17 protein-coding genes are annotated in these 16032 nt (G+C 74.0%); 1 reads left to right on the top strand and 16 read right to left on the bottom strand.

The genetic code is table 11. From position 1 onward, the window contains the following. Positions 1-12: 12 nt before the first annotated feature. Genes KPF47_RS28695 through KPF47_RS28665 form a run of 7 tightly spaced genes read right to left on the bottom strand, consistent with a single transcriptional unit; the run spans position 13 to position 5834 of the window. Positions 13-258, bottom strand: coding sequence for a hypothetical protein (locus KPF47_RS28695; RefSeq protein ID WP_179760620.1), 246 nt, complete (start codon positions 256-258; stop codon positions 13-15). Further along, positions 255-1310, bottom strand: coding sequence for an ABC transporter ATP-binding protein (locus tag KPF47_RS28690; RefSeq protein WP_224391923.1), 1056 nt, complete (start codon positions 1308-1310; stop codon positions 255-257). The genes KPF47_RS28695 and KPF47_RS28690 overlap by 4 nt, the downstream gene beginning before the upstream one ends. After that, positions 1307-2356, bottom strand: coding sequence for an ABC transporter ATP-binding protein (locus tag KPF47_RS28685; RefSeq protein ID WP_224391922.1), 1050 nt, complete (start codon positions 2354-2356; stop codon positions 1307-1309). Before KPF47_RS28685 ends, KPF47_RS28690 begins: the two co-directional genes overlap by 4 nt. Next, positions 2353-3219 (bottom strand): ABC transporter permease, encoded by an 867-nt coding sequence (locus KPF47_RS28680; RefSeq protein ID WP_224391921.1) that lies wholly within the window; start codon positions 3217-3219, stop codon positions 2353-2355. The genes KPF47_RS28685 and KPF47_RS28680 overlap by 4 nt, the downstream gene beginning before the upstream one ends. Next, a complete protein-coding gene (locus KPF47_RS28675) occupies positions 3206-3973 on the bottom strand; it encodes an ABC transporter permease (protein ID WP_224391920.1) in 768 nt (255 codons plus the stop codon). Before KPF47_RS28675 ends, KPF47_RS28680 begins: the two co-directional genes overlap by 14 nt. Continuing rightward, positions 3940-4221, bottom strand: a complete 282-nt coding sequence (locus tag KPF47_RS28670; RefSeq protein WP_224391919.1) for a hypothetical protein — start codon at positions 4219-4221, stop codon at positions 3940-3942. The genes KPF47_RS28675 and KPF47_RS28670 overlap by 34 nt, the downstream gene beginning before the upstream one ends. Next, entirely contained in the window at positions 4218-5834 is a 1617-nt protein-coding gene (locus KPF47_RS28665; RefSeq protein ID WP_224391918.1) for an ABC transporter substrate-binding protein, read from the bottom strand. The genes KPF47_RS28670 and KPF47_RS28665 overlap by 4 nt, the downstream gene beginning before the upstream one ends. Positions 5835-6224: 390 nt before the next feature. On the opposite strand from KPF47_RS28665, the gene KPF47_RS28660 reads away from it, so the two are divergent. Continuing rightward, a complete protein-coding gene (locus KPF47_RS28660) occupies positions 6225-7031 on the top strand; it encodes an IclR family transcriptional regulator (protein ID WP_224391917.1) in 807 nt (268 codons plus the stop codon). 67 nt (positions 7032-7098) lie between these two features. On the opposite strand, the gene KPF47_RS28655 is transcribed toward KPF47_RS28660, so the two are convergent. Genes KPF47_RS28655 through KPF47_RS28615 form a run of 9 tightly spaced genes read right to left on the bottom strand, consistent with a single transcriptional unit; the run spans position 7099 to position 16029 of the window. Beyond that, a complete protein-coding gene (locus tag KPF47_RS28655; RefSeq protein WP_224391916.1) occupies positions 7099-8103 on the bottom strand; it encodes an amidohydrolase family protein in 1005 nt (334 codons plus the stop codon). 9 nt (positions 8104-8112) lie between these two features. Further along, the gene (locus KPF47_RS28650; RefSeq protein WP_224391915.1) at positions 8113-9222 is read right to left on the bottom strand and encodes a zinc-binding dehydrogenase; all 1110 of its coding nucleotides are present in this window, start codon (positions 9220-9222) and stop codon (positions 8113-8115) included. After that, the gene (locus tag KPF47_RS28645; protein WP_224391914.1) at positions 9219-10085 is read right to left on the bottom strand and encodes an SDR family NAD(P)-dependent oxidoreductase; all 867 of its coding nucleotides are present in this window, start codon (positions 10083-10085) and stop codon (positions 9219-9221) included. Before KPF47_RS28645 ends, KPF47_RS28650 begins: the two co-directional genes overlap by 4 nt. Next, on the bottom strand, positions 10082-10978 hold the full coding sequence (locus KPF47_RS28640) for an SDR family NAD(P)-dependent oxidoreductase (RefSeq protein WP_224391913.1): 897 nt from the start codon (positions 10976-10978) through the stop codon (positions 10082-10084). The genes KPF47_RS28645 and KPF47_RS28640 overlap by 4 nt, the downstream gene beginning before the upstream one ends. After that, complete coding sequence (locus KPF47_RS28635; RefSeq protein WP_224391912.1) at positions 10975-12027, bottom strand: hypothetical protein; 1053 nt, start codon at positions 12025-12027, stop codon at positions 10975-10977. The genes KPF47_RS28640 and KPF47_RS28635 overlap by 4 nt, the downstream gene beginning before the upstream one ends. After that, positions 12024-12584, bottom strand: a complete 561-nt coding sequence (locus KPF47_RS28630) for a UGSC family (seleno)protein (RefSeq protein ID WP_224391911.1) — start codon at positions 12582-12584, stop codon at positions 12024-12026. Before KPF47_RS28630 ends, KPF47_RS28635 begins: the two co-directional genes overlap by 4 nt. An 18-nt stretch (positions 12585-12602) precedes the next feature. After that, positions 12603-13901 (bottom strand): phenylacetate--CoA ligase family protein, encoded by a 1299-nt coding sequence (locus KPF47_RS28625; RefSeq protein WP_224391910.1) that lies wholly within the window; start codon positions 13899-13901, stop codon positions 12603-12605. 26 nt (positions 13902-13927) lie between these two features. Next, positions 13928-15052 carry an NDMA-dependent alcohol dehydrogenase gene (locus KPF47_RS28620; RefSeq protein ID WP_062404425.1) on the bottom strand — a complete coding sequence of 375 codons (1125 nt, stop codon included), beginning with the start codon at positions 15050-15052 and terminating at the stop codon, positions 13928-13930. Between the two features lie 47 nt (positions 15053-15099). Further along, on the bottom strand, positions 15100-16029 hold the full coding sequence (locus tag KPF47_RS28615) for a TIGR03560 family F420-dependent LLM class oxidoreductase (protein WP_224391968.1): 930 nt from the start codon (positions 16027-16029) through the stop codon (positions 15100-15102). Between the last annotated feature and the right edge of the window lie 3 nt (positions 16030-16032).

Below are 16032 nucleotides of genomic sequence, written 5' to 3'. Positions count from 1 at the left end.
ACCATCATGCGGTCACTCGCCGCCCGGTTCGAGCGTTTCGCCGGGGTAGCCGATCTCGATCCGCTCCTCGGGGACGCCCAAGGCCGAGTGCAGGACAGCTCGCATCATGTCCTTCGGGACGAGACAGTCCGCGCAGGCGTCCGGTCCGGCGCTGATCCGGACCTGCAGCCGGTCGCCGGACTCGGTCACCTCCATCGCGTAGTCGTCGGCCTCCAGACCGGCGCGCAGTCCGTCCAGAGCGGCGTGGTCGATCGTCATGTGCGGGTCCCTTCGTCGGCGGCGCGTCCGGGTGGGGCGAGCGGGAAGTGGCAGGCGGCCCGGTGCCCCGGCGCCAGTTCGACGAGCACCGGTTCCTCCTCGGCGCAGCGCGCCTGCGCGCGCGGGCAGCGGGTGCGGTAGCGGCAGCCGCTGGGCGGGTCCAGCGGCGACGGCGGCTCCCCGGGCGGGGCCTTCGGCCGGCGCACCCGCCCGGTGGCCGGATCCAGTCCGGGGATCGAGTCGAGCAGCGCCGAGGTGTAGGGGTGCCGGGGCGCGCGGTAGAGCGCGGTCGCGGGGCCGATCTCGGCGAGCTGCCCGAGGTGCATCACCGCGACCCGGTCGCTGACCTGTTTGACCAGCGCGAGGTCGTGCGCGATGAACAGGTAGGACAGGCCGAGCTCGGAGCGCAGGCGTTCGAACAGGTTGAGTACCTGCGCCTGGATCAGCACGTCCAGCGAGGACACCGCCTCGTCGCAGATGAGCAGCGCCGGGTCCAGCGCGATCGCCCGGGCGATCGCGACCCGCTGGCACTGTCCGCCGGACAGCTCGTGCGGCCGCCGCCGCCCGTACAGCGACGGATCCAGCCCGACCATGTCCAGCAGCTCGTCGACGCGGCGGGCACGCGAGGCGACGGTGCCCTCCCGGTAGCCGACCAGCGGCTCGGCGACCAGCTCGGTGACCCGCCAGCGCGGGTTCAGCGAGCCGAACGGATCCTGGTAGACCATCTGCAGCGACCGCCGGGCCCGCACCAGGTCCCGCCGCCGCAGGCCCATCAGATCGACGCCCTGGAACTCGATCTCGCCCGACTGCGGCCGCGGCGCCTGGATCAGTGACCGGGCCAGCGTGGACTTACCGGAACCGGTCTCGCCGACCACCCCCAGCGTCTCCCCCGGGTGGACCTCCAGCGACACGTTCGAGACGGCGTGCACCACGCCGCCCTTCACACCGCCCGCGGCCCGGACCGGGAACTCCTGGACGACGTCGCGGGCGGTCAGCAGCGGGGCGACCGGAGCGGTCCGCGATCCGGTCCCCCGGTGGTCGGTGACGGTCATCGTCGGCCCTCCTCGCAGTCGGTGTCCCGGCCGGGTTCGGGATGCCAGCAGGCCCAGCGGTGGCCGGGCTCGTGTTCGGTCAGTGGTGGCTCGGTCAGGCACTGCTCGTCGGCCGAGGCGCACCGTGGGCGGAACGGGCAGCCCTCGGGCAGCGCCCGCAGGTCGGGCGGCTGGCCGGCGATCACCGGCAGCGGGGTGTGCGACGGCCGGTCGAGCAGCGGGATCGCGCCCAGCAGCGCCGCGGTGTACGGCATCCGGACGGCACCGAACAGGGTCGGCGCGGGCGCGTACTCGACGGCCCGGCCCGCGTACATGACCAGCACGTCGTCGGCGTAGCTGGCGGCCAGCCCGAGGTCGTGGCTGATCATGACGACGGCGGTGCCGAGCCGCTGCTGCAGTTCGGCCAGCAGCTCCATGATCTGGGCCTGGGTGGTCACGTCGAGCGCGGTCGTCGCCTCGTCGGCGATCAGCAGCCGGGGCTCCCCGGCCAGCGCGATCGCGATCATGACCCGCTGCCGCATCCCGCCGGAGAGCTGGTGCGGGTACTCGAAGAAGCGCCGCTCCGGTGCCGGCAGCCGGACCATGGTCAGCAGCTCGACGGCACGCTCCCGCGCCGACCGGGCGTCGACGTCGGCGTGCACCCGGACGGCCTCGGTGATCTGGTTGCCGATCCGCATCGTCGGGTTGAGCGAGCGGGCCGGGTCCTGGAAGACCATGGCGATGTCCGAGCCGCGCCGCCTGCGCATCCGGCGCTCCGGCATGCCGATCAGTTCGGTGCCGTCGAACGTCGCCGAGCCGGTGACCCGGGCGGAGCCGGGCAGCAGCCCGAGCAGCGCCCGCGAGCTCACGCTCTTGCCGGACCCGGACTCGCCGATCACCGCCAGCGTCCGTCCGGGGGCGACGCTGTAGGACAGCCCGTTGACCGCGTGCACGGGAACGCCCTCGCGGCTGAACCGGACCCGCAGGTCCCGCACCACGAGCAGCGGATCTCCGACCGGCGCCGGATCGGTACCGGCCGGCGCGGTGTCGGTGCCGGAGATGGTCATCGGCCGCTCCATCGTGCGCGCAGGGTCTCGCCGAGCAGGTTGAAGGTCAGGACGGTCACGAAGAGCACCAGGCACGGCCAGACGACCAGCATCGGCGTCGCGGACAGGCTCTGCTGGCCCTGGGCGATCATGTTTCCCCAGCTGGGGGCGGGCGGCGGGATGCCGAGCCCGAGGAACGACAGCGCTCCCTCGATCACCATCACGATGCCCATGCCGAGCATCCCGAAGGTGATCAGCTGGGGTGCGATGTTGGGCGCGACGTGTCGCAGCAGCGTCCGGTGGCCGGGCGTCCCGCACAGCTCGGCCGCGGCCATGAACGGCTGCTCGCGCAGCCGCAGGGTGGCGGCCCTGGCGATCCGGGCGAACGCCGGCACGCTGAAGAATGCCAGCGCGAGGACGGTGTTGGTCCGGCTCGGGCCGAGGCTCTGGGCCACCGCCAGGGTCAGTACCAGCGACGGGAACGCGATCAGCACGTCCAGCACCCGCATGATGACGGTGTCGACGATCCCGCCGAGGAAGCCCGACACCGCGCCGAGGGTGCCGCCCACGAGCAGCCCGAGCAGGTTCACCGACACCGCGACGATCAGCGACGAGCGCCCGCCGTGCAGCACCCGGGACAGGATGTCGTTGCCGTTCGGGTCGGTGCCGAGCAGGTGCCCCGGGGAGAGCGCCGGGAGGTAGCTCGACAGCACGCTCCCACCGACCGGCGGCGGCAGGGGCAGCACCACCGGTCCGACGAAGCAGGCCGCGGTGATCAGCGCGAGCAGCCCACCCGGCAGGACGACCGCCGGGCTCCGGAGCAGGTCACGCCGGCCCGGCGGCACGGTGGGGACGACGGCGGTGACGGATTCAGCGACTGCCATAGCGGATCCTCGGGTCGAGCACGGCGTAGAGCAGGTCGGCGAGCAGGTTGGCCAGTACCGCGATCACCGCGAACACGACGACGCAGGCCTGCACCACCACGAAGTCCCGGGTGTTGATCGCCTGCAGGAGCAGCTGCCCGAGGCCGGGCAGCGCGAAGATCTGCTCGATGATCACGGTCGCGCCGATGAGCGTCCCCAGGTTCAGCCCGACCACGGTGATCAGCCCGAACGACGAGTTCCGGAACGCGTGCCGCACCAGTACCCGCCACGGCCCGACACCCTTGGCGCGGGCCGTGGTGATGTAGTCCTCGCCCTGCAGCTGGTCCACCAGGTCGCCGCGCAGGAACCGGGTGTAGAAGCAGAACAGCGGGAACGCGATCGCCACCGCGGGCAGCGCCAGCGAGTGCAGGTTGCCGGTCACGCTCTCCGAGAGCGGTACGAAGCCGATCGCCGGGAAGAGCGAGAACCGCACCGCGAACAGCAGCACCAGCAGCAGGGCCAGCACGTAGTTCGCCACCGACAGCCCGGTGATGCTGACGAGCATGCTGAACCGGTCGAACAGGCGGTTCGGCCGGTAGGCCGCCAGCAGCGCGACCGGGATCGCCAGTCCGAGCGACAGGACGAAGGCCATCCCCACCAGCTGCCCGGTGACGGCCAGTCGCTCCGCGAGCACCGGGGTGACCGGCTGGCCGCTGACCACCGAGTTGCCGAGGTCACCGGTCACGGCGCCGCAGAGCCACTGCAGGTAGCGCACAGGTCCGGACCGGTCGAGCCCGAGCCGCCGTTCCAGCGCAACAGCTGCTCGGCGGTCGCCTCCGGTCCGAGCAGCTGTTGCGCCGCCCCGCCCGGGATCAGGCTGAGCACCCAGAAGGTCAGGACGCTGGCCCCGAGCACGATGGGGACCGCCATCAGCGTCCGCTTGCCGACCATCCGCAGTGCCGGTGACCCGCGCAGCGCCGCGAGACGCGCGGAACGGTCGCGGACCGGTACGCCCGCGGTCACTGCGACGACTCCCGCCAGACCTCGTCCCAGTGCACACCGGTGTTGACGACGATCGGCGGAATCCGGCTGGTCAGGCCCGGTCCGTACACCCCCGGGACCGCGAGGTTGGCCGGAGCGAAGGCGAGACCGAACGGGCCGTAGTGGTTCTCGGCGATCAGACCGCCCGCCCGGTCGTAGAGCTCCTGACGCTGCGCGGGATCGACCGAGGCGGCGGCCTGGTCGAACAGTGCGTCCAGCTCGGGGTCTGCGACCCCGGAGAACCGGCTGTCCGAGTCGAACCGGAAGTTGACGCCGACCCCGGCGGCCGGGTCCCACGATCCGGCGGTCTGCAGCATCGCCTGCCAGCCACCGCCGTTGAACTCCTGGACCAGTGTGGACAGCTCGTAGGTCTCGGTCCGGACGGTGATGCCCGCCTCCTGCCACTGCGTCTGCAGCGCGGTCATGACCTGCTCGGCCACGTAGGAACCGAGTGTCCCGAGGTCGACCTCCAACCCGCCGAGCTCCGCGACGAGCTGCCGCGCCCGCTCCGGGTCGTGGCCGGTGTAGCCGGGGGTGTTCTCGGTGTGGAACAGCCCGCCCGGGCCGGTGAAGCTCTGGCTGACCGGGTACCGGCCGCGGAACAGGCCCTGCCCGATCGCGTCGAAGTCGGTGGCGGCGTAGATCGCCTCCCGGGCCCGCGGGTCGTCGAACGGCGCGGCCCGGGTGTTGAGCTGGACGACGTAGGGCGACGTCGCGGGCTGCACCGTCACGGCGAGCCGCCCCTGGGACTGCGCCTGCTCCAACAGCGGCGTCGTGGTCAGTCCCTCGTACGCCTGCGCCTGCCCCGCCAGCAGCGCCTGGTAGGCGGGCTGGTCGCCGCCGATCGACTGGAAGGTCAGCCGGTCCAGGTAGGGCAGACCCTCCTTGAAGTAGTCCGGGTTGCGTTCCAGCACCAGCTCGGAGCTGAGCTGGTTGGACACCACGGTGAAGGGCCCGGCGCCGACCGGCTCGATCGCGAAGGCGTCCTCGCCCTTCGCCGCGAGCGCGGAGGGCGAGGCGATCCAGTTCACGTTCGTCACCGGCATCGCGTTGATCACCGCGGCGTAGGGCCGGGTGAACTGCAGGACGACGGTCCGCGGCCCGTCGGTGGTGATCCCGCCGTCGGCCAGCGGCCAGTTCGGCGAACAGGTGCAGGGTGAGTCGACGGCGCGGCGGAAGTTGACGGCGACCGCCTCGGCGTCGAACGTCGTGCCGTCGGTGAATCGGAGCCCCTCGCGCAGCGTGATCCGGACCGTCCGGCCCCCGTTCTCGACCGAGCTGCTCTCTGCCTGGTGCGGCTCCACCCGGGCGTTCGTGCCGTCGTCGTCGGCGACGAGCCGGAACAGCCCGCCGTAGATCGCGCTCATCTGCGGCACGTTCGCACCGCCGGTGGTGTTGGTGGCCGGGTCCAGACCGGTCGGCCAGCCACCGGCGAACGAGCCGTCCTCCAGGACGGTCAGCTCACCGCCCCGCTGGGGCGGACCGGTCGGCTCCGCGGGAGCGCCGCCCGCGTTCGTGGTCGTCCCACCTCCGCAGCCGGCCACGACCATGGCCGTGGCCAGCAGCAGGGCCGGCAGGTGCATCCGTCGTCTCACGGGGCACTCCCGTTCGGTTCGGGACCGGCCGGCCCGCGCGGCGGCGGACGTCCGGTCGGTGGTGGGCCCCGGGGACCGGCGGTCGAGGGCAGCCGGGGAACGTGATCGGGCTCACGGTGATGTCGACCAGCGTCGGACAGCCCCACCGTCGCGGTGGAGGGCGCTTCCACCCGGCGGAAGACAACTTGGTGCCCTCCCCGGCCCGACCGCGACGAATGACGTAGGCCCTCTGTCCCATCCGACCCGTTCGTCCGTGCTGCCCTTGTGACGCAGCGTGTGACCTGCGAACACTGACCGGGCGCCGGCTCCGGCCGCCGCACGACGTGGACGCTGGACGAGGGGGTCGGGCGTGGTGGAACCCTGCGGTACGACGGGCACGGGGGCCGGTCGATGACGGTCACGGCGGAGCACGGCCCCGGGTGGGCCCACGAACCGGATGCCGGCCGGCGGGTCACGGCCGCGGGCCGGATGCTGGCGGTGCTCGACGCCTTCGGACCCCGGCACCGGTCGCTCACGCTCAGCGACATCGCGCGGCGTGCCGGGCTCAGCCTGTCGACCGCGCATCGGCTGGTGCACGAGCTGGTGGCCTGGGGCGCGCTGGAGCGCGACGGCGAGGGCCGCTACTCGGTCGGGCTGCGGCTGCTGGAGCTGTCGGCGCTGGCACCGCGCGGTCTCGGCCTGCGGGAGGCCGCCTACCCGCACCTCGAGGACCTCCACCGGGCCACCCGCGGCAACGTGCAGCTGGGTGTGCGGGACGGCACCGGCGTGGTCTACGTGGAGGCGATCCGCGCCCGTGTGCGTAACCCGGTGAACAGCCGGGTCGGGGACCGCTGGCCGATGCACGCCACCGGCACCGGTCTGGTGCTGCTCGCGCACGCCGAACCGGATTTCCAGGAACAGGTGCTCAGCTCGCCGCTGGAACGCTTCAGCCCGTTGACGGTGATCGACCCGGACGTGCTGCGACGCACCCTGGCCTCCATCCGGCAGACCGGAGTGGCGGTGGCGCGCGGGCAGATCACGGTCGCCGACATGGTGGTCGCGGTGCCGGTGCCCGACGCCGGCGGACGGGTCGCCGCGGCCGTCAGCGTGGTCGTTGAGGCGACCGAGGCGCGGACCCGTGAGCTCGCGGGGGTGCTGACGCAGGCGTCCCGGGCGATCTCCCGGACCCTGGGACCACGCCCGGTCACCGGCCTCTGAGCCGTCCGGCACACGCCGCTCCCCCGGGCACCGGGCCCGGGGGAGCGAGCGTGCGGCGGTACCGGGGTCAGGCCGGCGGGTCGACCCCGAGCCAGCGGAAGGTGTTGTGCCACAGGATGTCGTCCAGCTCGGCCGCGGACAGGTCCAGCGACCGCAGGGTCCGGCCGCAGGGCTCCTCGCGCGGCATCGCCGGGAAGTCCGAGCCCGCCAGCAGCCGGTCGTGCCCGAGCAGGTCGACGAGGTAGCGCAGGGCGCGGTGGTCGAAGACCGTCGTGTCGTAGTAGAAGCGCCGGGCGAGCTCGGACGGGGACGGGCCGTCGTCGTGCGCGAACGCGCGTTCGGGCACCGCGGGCTCCTCGTTCCAGGTGCCGCTCCAGAAGTACTGCGCCCGCGGCAGGACGAGCGGGAAACCGCCGGCCGCGTGGCTGAACGACAGCCGCAGGTCCGGGCACCCGGCCGCGGTCCCACCGGTGACCATCGACGCGGCGGCGGTCGCGCCCTGCAGGCCGACCACGTGGGTGCCCATCGCCGAGGCCGGGAGCTGGTCGGTCGGGGCGGGCATCGCGTGCACGAACACCGGCAGCCCGAGCCGCTCCGCCTCGGCGAAGAACGGCCGGAACCGCTCGTCCCCGATCGGCCTGCCGAGCACCCCGGAGGCGATCTCGACACCGTGCAGGCCGGCGTCGCGGATCTGCTTCAGCTCCGCGGTCGCGGTGTCCGGGTCCTGCATCGGGACGATGCCGAAGCCGTAGAGCCTGCCCGGTCCGGCCGCGCTCAGCGTCGCGGTGAACTCGTTGACGTGCCGGGCCAGCGACAGCCCGTCGGCGACCGGGAGGTCGTAGCGCAGCAGCGGCGGCATCGGGGTGATCACCTCGGCGTCCACACCGGACGCGTCCTGGGCCTCGATCCGCCGTTCGGCGTCGAAGAACGCGGCCTTCGCGGTGAACCGCACCGACCCGAACACCAGCAGCCGGGCGTCGGTGCCGTCGATCGCCTCCATCCGTGGGAAGCACCCGGGGCCGTCGTCGGGGTAGTCGTGGGGCAGCAGGTGGGCGTGTGCGTCGATCAGCACGGCGACTCCTCAGCGCAGGTGGGGATGGACCGACACGTGCACCGCGCGCTCGCCGGGCTCGTCCCCGCCGAGGGTCCGCAGCGCCAGCGCGGTGTCGTCGAGCCCGAAGGTGTGGGTGTGCAGCTTCTCCAGTGGGAAACGGCCGGACTCGATGATCGCGATGGCCTCGGCGTAGCCGCGGGCGTCGACGCCGAAGGCACCGCGCACGGTCAGCGCCCGGTTGATGATCAGGTCGGTGTTCAGCGGGTTCTCCCGGCTGCCCTTGAGCCCGGCGAGCACGACGGTGCCGCCGTGCTTCGCGGCGCGAAGCGCCTGGGTGAGCGGGGCGGCGGCCATCGGGGTCAGCTCCAGGACGACGTCGGCCCCGGCCCCGCCGGTCAGGTCGAGCACCGTCTCGACCGGGTCCTCGGCTCCCTCCCCGTCGACGACGACGGTGTGGTCGGCGCCGAACTCCCTGGCCAGCTGCAGCTTGTGCACGTCGGACTCCAGGCCGGTGACGACGATCGTCCCGGCCCCGGCCGCACGGGCGGCGATCACCGAGGCGATCCCGCGCTGGCCCGCACCCAGCACCAGCACGGTGTCTCCGAGTCCGACGCCGCCCAGGTCCACCGCCCACCGGACACCGGCGCCGAGCGGGTTGAACATCACCGCCAGCTCCGCGGGCAGGTCCCGGTCGACCTTGTGCAGCACCACGTTCGGGGCCAGGTAGAGGTGCTCGGCCATGCCGCCCCACAGCGACGGCGCGACGTCGGTCCCGGTCACGCCGTGTGCGTTCCCGCGGTGGCGGCAGGACTGGTAGCGGCCGGTGAGGCAGTCGTGGCAGGCTCGGCACGGCACGATGACCTCGAGGGCGACCCGGTCACCCGGCTCGACGCCCCACCGGGCGGCCGCCCGCTCGCCGACCTCCTCGACGATCCCGAGCGGCTCGTGCCCGGGGATCACCGGCCTGCCGGTCCCCATCCGCATGTGGCCGCGGAACATCTCGACGTCGCTGCCGCAGATCCCGGTCGCCTCGACCCGCAGCAGCCCGTCGTCGGCACCGATCGCCGGGCGCGGGAACTCGCGCAGCTCGATCGTTCCGGGTGCGGTCTGCACGGCCGCGCGTACCTGGTCGCTCATGGCGTGTCTCCTGGGTGGTCGGCGGGTCGGGGCAGCGGGAACGGACTGAGCCCGCCGCCGTCGAGGACGAGGGTCTGGGCGGTGACGTAGCCGGCGTCGTCGGCGGCGAGGTAGGCGACCGCCGCCGCGACGTCGTCGGGCCGCCCGGCCCGGCCGACCGCGATGGACCGCCCGCGGGCGGCGACCGCCGCGACGGCGGCCTCGTCGTCCAGCGTCGGATCGAGCACCGCCCGGCTGGTCGCGAGCAGACCGGGACAGATCGCGTTGACCGTGATCCCCCACCCGGCGACGTCCATCGCGAGCGCGCGGGTCAGCCCGACCACCCCGGCCTTGGACGCCGAGTAGGCGGCCGAGCGCGGGGCCGCGGACAGCCCGGCCATCGAGGAGATGTTGACGATGCGGCCGTAGCGCTGCCCGCGCATCACCGGCACCGCCTCCCGGCACATCAGGAAGGTGCCGGTCAGGTTGGTGTGCAGCAACTCCTGCCACACCTGCAGCGAGGTCTCGCCGATGTCGGCCCGGTCGGCGCCCTGTGGTGCGGCGGCGTTGTTGACCAGGACGTCGAGCCTGCCGAACTCGTCGACGGCGGTGCCCACCATGCGGGCGGCGTCCTCGGGCCGGCCGATGTCACCGAGCACGGAGACGGCCCGGGCCCCGGTGGCGGTGAGCTCCGCGGTCAGCGTCGTGAGCCCGTCATGCGTCCCGGTCCCGGACTGCGCCGCCTGCCGGGCGTTGGGTACGCCGCCGGGCACCCGGTCGGTGACGACGACGGCGTACCCGGCCACGGCGAGCCGGCGGGCGATCCCCTGGCCGGCGCCGTCCGGCTTGCCGCAGCCGGTGACCAGCGCGACCCGGGCGCTCACCGGGCACCTCCGTCGCCCGGGGCGGCTCCCGCGGTCCCGGCACCGACGGACCACCGCGCGTCGTCGGCCCCGGCCACCGAGCGGACCGGCGGCCCGGGCGGGAACCGGTGCGGCGGCCCGCCCTCCACCGCGAGGGTGTGGCCGGAGATCCAGCGGGCGTGCGCACCGAGCAGGAACGCCACCGCGGCGGCCACGTCCCAGGCCGTACCCTCGGTCTTCAGCGCGGTCGAGTCCCGGCGCGCACCGCGCAGGTCCTCGCTCATGTTCGCGGCGGCGAACGACCCCCAGATCGCGCCGACCTGCACGCAGTTGACCCGGATGCCCTGCGGCCCCAGCGTCGTCGCGGCGCCCTCGGTGAGGTTCTCCAGCCCCGCCTTGGCGACGCAGTAGACCATCCCGGGCCCGCGCATCCGGACCCCGACCGAGGACACGTTCACGATCGACGAGCCGGGCGGCAGCAGCGGGACGGCGTGCCGGGTGACCTGCCAGGCCGAGGTGAGGTTGATCCGGAGCAGCTCGTCGAACCGCTCCGGGGTGACGTCGAACAGCCCGGCCCGGTCCCCGGCGGCGACGTTGTTCACGAGGCCGTCGAGGCCGCCGAGCAGGCCGGCCGCCCGGGCGACGGCGGCGCCGCAGGCCGGGTCGGTCGTGACGTCGGCGACGACCGGGACGGCCCGTCCGCCGTCGGCGGTGATCCGCTCGACGGTGCGGCCCGCGGCGGCCGCGTCCCGGTCGAGCACCGCGACCCGGGCGCCCTGGGCCGCCACCAGCCGGGCGGTCGCGTGGCCGACACCGGGGAGCTCGCCGTTCTGGCCGGCGCCGGTGACGAGCACGGCGCGGCCGGCCATCGGGCCGGCCCCGGGCGCGAACGGGTTCTCCAGCGGGCCGGTCACCGGGTCACCCCCGCCACCGGGACCGCGGCGCCGGACCAGTCGGAGAACAGCCGCACCACCATCGAGATACCGGCGTTGCGTGCCCCGGCGACGGCCAGCAGCAGGTTCTCCCGGCCGGAGCCGGCCAACAGCGGGTCGAAGCCGTCGCCGCGGGTGCCGTCGGCGAACCGGACCTGGCCGTCCAGGCCGTCCTTCCCGGCCCGGGCGAGGTCGGTGACGCTGCGGCCGCACCGCTGCGCCAGCCAGGCCCGCACCTCGGCACGGCCGAACCCGGCGGCGGCGAGCTGCTGGGCGTGCTCGGGGCAGAACACGACCCCGGCGCTCGCGTGCCGGAAGATCCAGGCCCCGGTGCGGGAGAGCGTGTCGGCGACGTCGGCGAGCAGCTGCTCGGCCGAGCCGGTGTGCCGGTTGTCGACGTACTCGCAGGTCCGCAGCAGCGTCGCGGACACGGCGGACTCCCCCGGAGCGACGCCGGCCTCGACCGACAGCGGCTCCCAGGGGCTCTCCTCCTCGTTCTCGGCGATGCAGATCTGCCAGCGCCCGGGCAGCCCCTGGGTGGCCTGCTCCAGGGCGTGCGGGTGCACGCCGTAGACGTTGCGCACGATCAGCCCGATCGACCGGGCGACGGTGGCGTTCGGCCGGAACCCCGGCCCGAACACGCCGCCGGTGGAGTTGAACCCGAGCGCGTCGCGGACCGGGCCGTTGACCACGATCAGCGGTGCCGGACCGCTGGTCGACTGCCAGCCCCCGCCACCGGTCGCACGTTCCGCGGTCAGTGCGGCCCAGGCCGCGAGGACGACGGGGAAGTACTCCGGGCGGCAGCCCGCCATCACCGCGTTGATCGCGGCCAGCTCGACGGTGACCGCCCGGTCCAGCTGCGGCAGCCTGCCGATCTCGGTCTCCGGGGCCAGACCGGTGGTGGCCAGGAAGCCGTCGACCAGCGCGCGCGACGCAGGCACCACCGGCAGCCCGTCGGTCCAGCCCTGCTCGAAGCAGTGCTCGACCGCGGCGGCGGCGAGATCCGGGTCCGGGTCGGTCCCGGCGGTCACCGCTGCGCCCCGGTGAGCAGAGCGGCGACGTCGCCGGCGAGCCGCGCGGCACGGTCCCGGACCTGGTCCGGTTCGAGGATCGCGACCGGGTGCGGGGTGGTCAGGTAGCGGTAGCCGGTGGCGCCGCGCAGCGCGGCCATCGTGTCGGCGGTGGCGGCGAACGCGTCGCTGCAGATCACCGCGGCAGGCACCCCCGCCCTCTCGAACAGCACCCCGTCGGCGACCGCGGACGCGCTGCACGATCCGCAGTCACCGACCCCGGTGACGACGACGTCGCAGCCGCGGGCGTACTCCTCGATCAGCTCGTCGGGCGCCGGGACGGCGAACTGACGTTTGGTGCGGGCCACCGTGACCCCGGCGGCGCCGTGCTCGTCGACGAGCAACCGGGCCAGCTCGGTGAGCAGCAGGTCGGCGTTCTTCTTGGTGTTCTCCAGGACCCCGATCCGGAGGCCGGTCAGCTCCGGGCGGCGCGGCGCGAGCACTCCCGCCCCGGGCTCCGGGGAGGGATCGGCGCCCCGGCCTGTCGGGTCGAGGATGGGGTTGGGCCTCTCGGTCACGTCTCGTCTCCTTCCTGTTCAGCCCGCGAGCCGGGTCAGTCGGGACTTCATCTCGGCGCGTTCCAGCGAGCCGGGCGGCACGAGCGTCACCGCGGCCCTGACCGACAGCCGGGTCCGGATCGCGGTCTCGATCTCCCTGCCGAGCTGCTCGGTGTCACCGGCCGCCTCGCCCCACTCGGCCTCGATCCGCAGCGGCGGGTCGACCCGCGGGCCGTGCTCGGGCAGCACGATCTGCACGGCGCCGGTGGTGCGCGGGTGCAGCGCGACGACGAGATCGCGCACCGCGGACGGGAAGACGTTGACGCCGAGCACGATCAGCATGTCGTCGGTCCGACCGATGCAGCGGATCAGCGGGGCGTCGTCGGCCGCCCGGCCGGTGACGACCACCCGGTCCCGGGTGCGGAAGCGCACGAGCGGGCAGCATTCGCGGTCCACCGAGGTGTAGACGAGCTCGCCCTCGGCCCCGGGTTCGGCGCCCACCGGCTCCCCGGACTCCGGGTCGATCAGCTCGGCGACCACGTGCCGACCACCGGTGAAGCGCATCCCACCGCTGCCGGGCTGCTCGGCGAACAGCACCGGGGCCATGTCGGCGTTGCCGAGCCCCTCGGTGACCGGGGCGCCCCACTCCTGCTCGACCTGTCTGCGGAACGCGGGTTCCCCGCCGCCGGGCTCACCTCCGACGAAGATCTTGCGCAGCCCGAACTCGCGCGGGTCGCGGCCGGCCGCCCTCAGGTACTCGGCCAGGTAGCGGGCGTAGGACGGCGTCGAGTGCAGCGCCGTGACGCCGAGCGACTCCAGCGCCAGCACCGCCTTCTCCGACGCCCCGGTCCCGATCGGGACCATCGTGCTGCCGATACGTTCCAGCGCGTCGCGGATCGGGAGGCCGCCGACGAACAGGGTGAGGCCGGCGCCGTGCAGGACGACGTCGTCGCGGGTGGCCCCCATGGTGCGGAACGCCCGTGCGACCAGCTCGGTCCAGGCGCCCGCGTCGCGCCGGGTCACCCCGACCCAGCTGGGGCGTCCGGTGGTGCCGGTGGAGGCGTGCACCCGCACGACCTCCGACATCGCGACGCCGGCGTGCCGGCCCAACGGCGGCTGCGCCGCCTGGGAGTCGCGCAGCATCTGCTTGCCGGTGAAGGGGAACCGGGCCAGGTCGGCGAGCGAGCCGAACGCCGACGCGTCGATCCCGTGCTCGGCGAACAGGTCGGCGTAGAACGGCGAGCGGGCGAGCAGGCCCTCGAGCTGGGCCCGCAGCAGGTCGGTGACGGCATCGGCGTCGGCCGGCGCGACGAACCCGGGCACGGGTGCAGGGGACACGGTGGCTCCTCGGATCGCGGCGGGCGTCAGACGTCGTGGACGATCACGCCGCGGATGGTGCGGCCGGCGGTCATGTCGGCGTAGCCCCGGTCGACCTCGTCCAGCCGGTACCGGCGGGTGATCAGCTCGTCGAGCTTGAGGTCGCCGGCCCGGTAGAGGCCGAGCAGGCGGGGGATGTCGTACAGGGGGTTGCAGCCGCCGAACAGCGCGCCACGGATCTGGCGCTGGTAGCTGATCATCATCCCGGCGTGCACGTCGACGGTGTTCTCCCCGAGCCGCCCGACCGCGGTCACGGTGACCCTGCCGCCCTTGCCGACGACCGCGACGGCGTCGTTCACGATCTCCGGGGTGAGGACGCCGGGGGTGCAGATCGCATGGTCGGCGAGCTGGCCCCAGGTGGTCTCGACGACGAACTCGTGTGCGCTCGCCGCGTCGGCGAAGGTGTGCGTCGCCCCGAACATCTCGGCGGACTCGCGCTTGAACGCAACCGGATCGACGACGACCACGTTCTTCGCGCCGGCGTAGCGGGCGCCCTGCACGGCGTTCGACCCGACCCCGCCCGCGCCGTAGATCACCACCGTCTCCCCCGCCCGGACGCCCGCGGCGTACACCGCGGAGCCCCAGCCGGTGGGGACACCGCAGCCGACCAGCGCGCCGATCTCGAACGGGATGTCCTCGGGCAGCGGGACGCACGCCCACTCCGATACCACCGCGTACTGCGAGAACGTGCCGAGCGTGCAGAAGCCGCCGAAGTCCACGCGCTCGTCGCCGGTGCCCTGGTGGAACCGGAACGACCCGTCGAGGAACATCCCGGTGCCCGCGTTGAGGCCCTTCACGCACATGTTCTGGTGCCCGGTCGAGCAGGGACGGCAGGCGCCGCAGGCGGGGATGTAGGAGCAGACGATCCGGTCGCCGGGGCGGACCCGGCGCACGTCCGGGCCGACCGACTCGACGATCCCGGCGCCCTCGTGGCCGCCGACGACCGGGAACCGTACGGGCGCGTCGCCCGCGGTGATGTGGTCGTCGGAGTGGCACAGACCGGCGGCGTGGAACCGGACCCGCACCTCGTGCGCGCGGGGCGGTTCGAGCCGCAGGTCGGTCAGCTCCCAGCCGGTGTGCGGGCCGCGGGCCACCGCCGCCCGGGTGGTGATGACACCGGCGTCGGCGGTGGACGGTCCGGCCGTCGTCTCTGCTGTGCTCACTGCGGGGCCCCCTCCGGTCGTGCCGCGACGTGCGGCAGCACCTCCGCCCCGATCAGGGCGATGTGGTCGAGATCGGCGATGTCGTAGACGTGCAGGTAGACGGTGTCCGCACCGGCCTCGGCCAGCCGTCCGATCCGGTCCGTGACGTGGTCCGGAGACCCGATGGCGGCGTTGTCGCGCATGAGGTCGGACCCGATGACCGCGCCGCGGCGGGCGACCTGCGCCGGGTCGGCGCCGCAGGCCACCGGCAGTACCGCGGACCGGCGTGCGGTCGCCGGGTCCCGGCCGATCGCCTCGCACGCCCGGTCGAACACCGCGTAGCGCTCGGCCAGGTCGCCGCCGAGGGCGCCGTTGAACTCGTCGGCGAAGCGGGCGGCGATCGCGGGGGTGCGCCGCCGACCGGTCCCGCCGACTATCACCGGCGGGTACGGGTCCTGCGCCGGGTGCGGCGGGGTGTGGTTGTCCGCGATCCGGTGGTGGTGGCCGTCGTGGGAGAACGACGTGCCGGCCCGGGCGGCCCGCCACAGGCCGGTGACGATCGTCAGCTGCTCCTCCAGCCGGTCGAACCGGTCGCGGGTCGGCGGGAACGGGATCCCGAACGCGGCGTGCTCGCGCTCGTACCAGCCGGTGCCCAGTCCCAGCTCGACCCGGCCGCCGCTCATCTCGTCGACGGAGGCGACGATCGTCGCGAGCAGGCCGGCCTCGCGGAACGTGGCGGCTCCGACCAGGGCGCCGAGCCGGATCCGGCCGGTGTCGCGGGCCAGGCCGCCCAGCGTGGTCCAGCAGTCGGTGGGGCGGTACGTGCGGTCGTGCGGGTCGACGCCCATCAGGTGGTCGGAGCGGAAGAACGCGTCGAACCCGGCGGCCTCGGTCGCCCGGGCGAGGGCGAGGATCTCGTCGTAGCGGCAGCCGTGGCGGGGTTCCATGAG

This window comes from Pseudonocardia sp. ICBG1293, from assembly GCF_020131355.1.
Lineage (GTDB): Bacteria > Actinomycetota > Actinomycetes > Mycobacteriales > Pseudonocardiaceae > Pseudonocardia.
The sequence above is the reverse complement of the archived record's forward strand: the minus strand, read 5'-3'. Positions and strand labels throughout refer to the sequence as shown.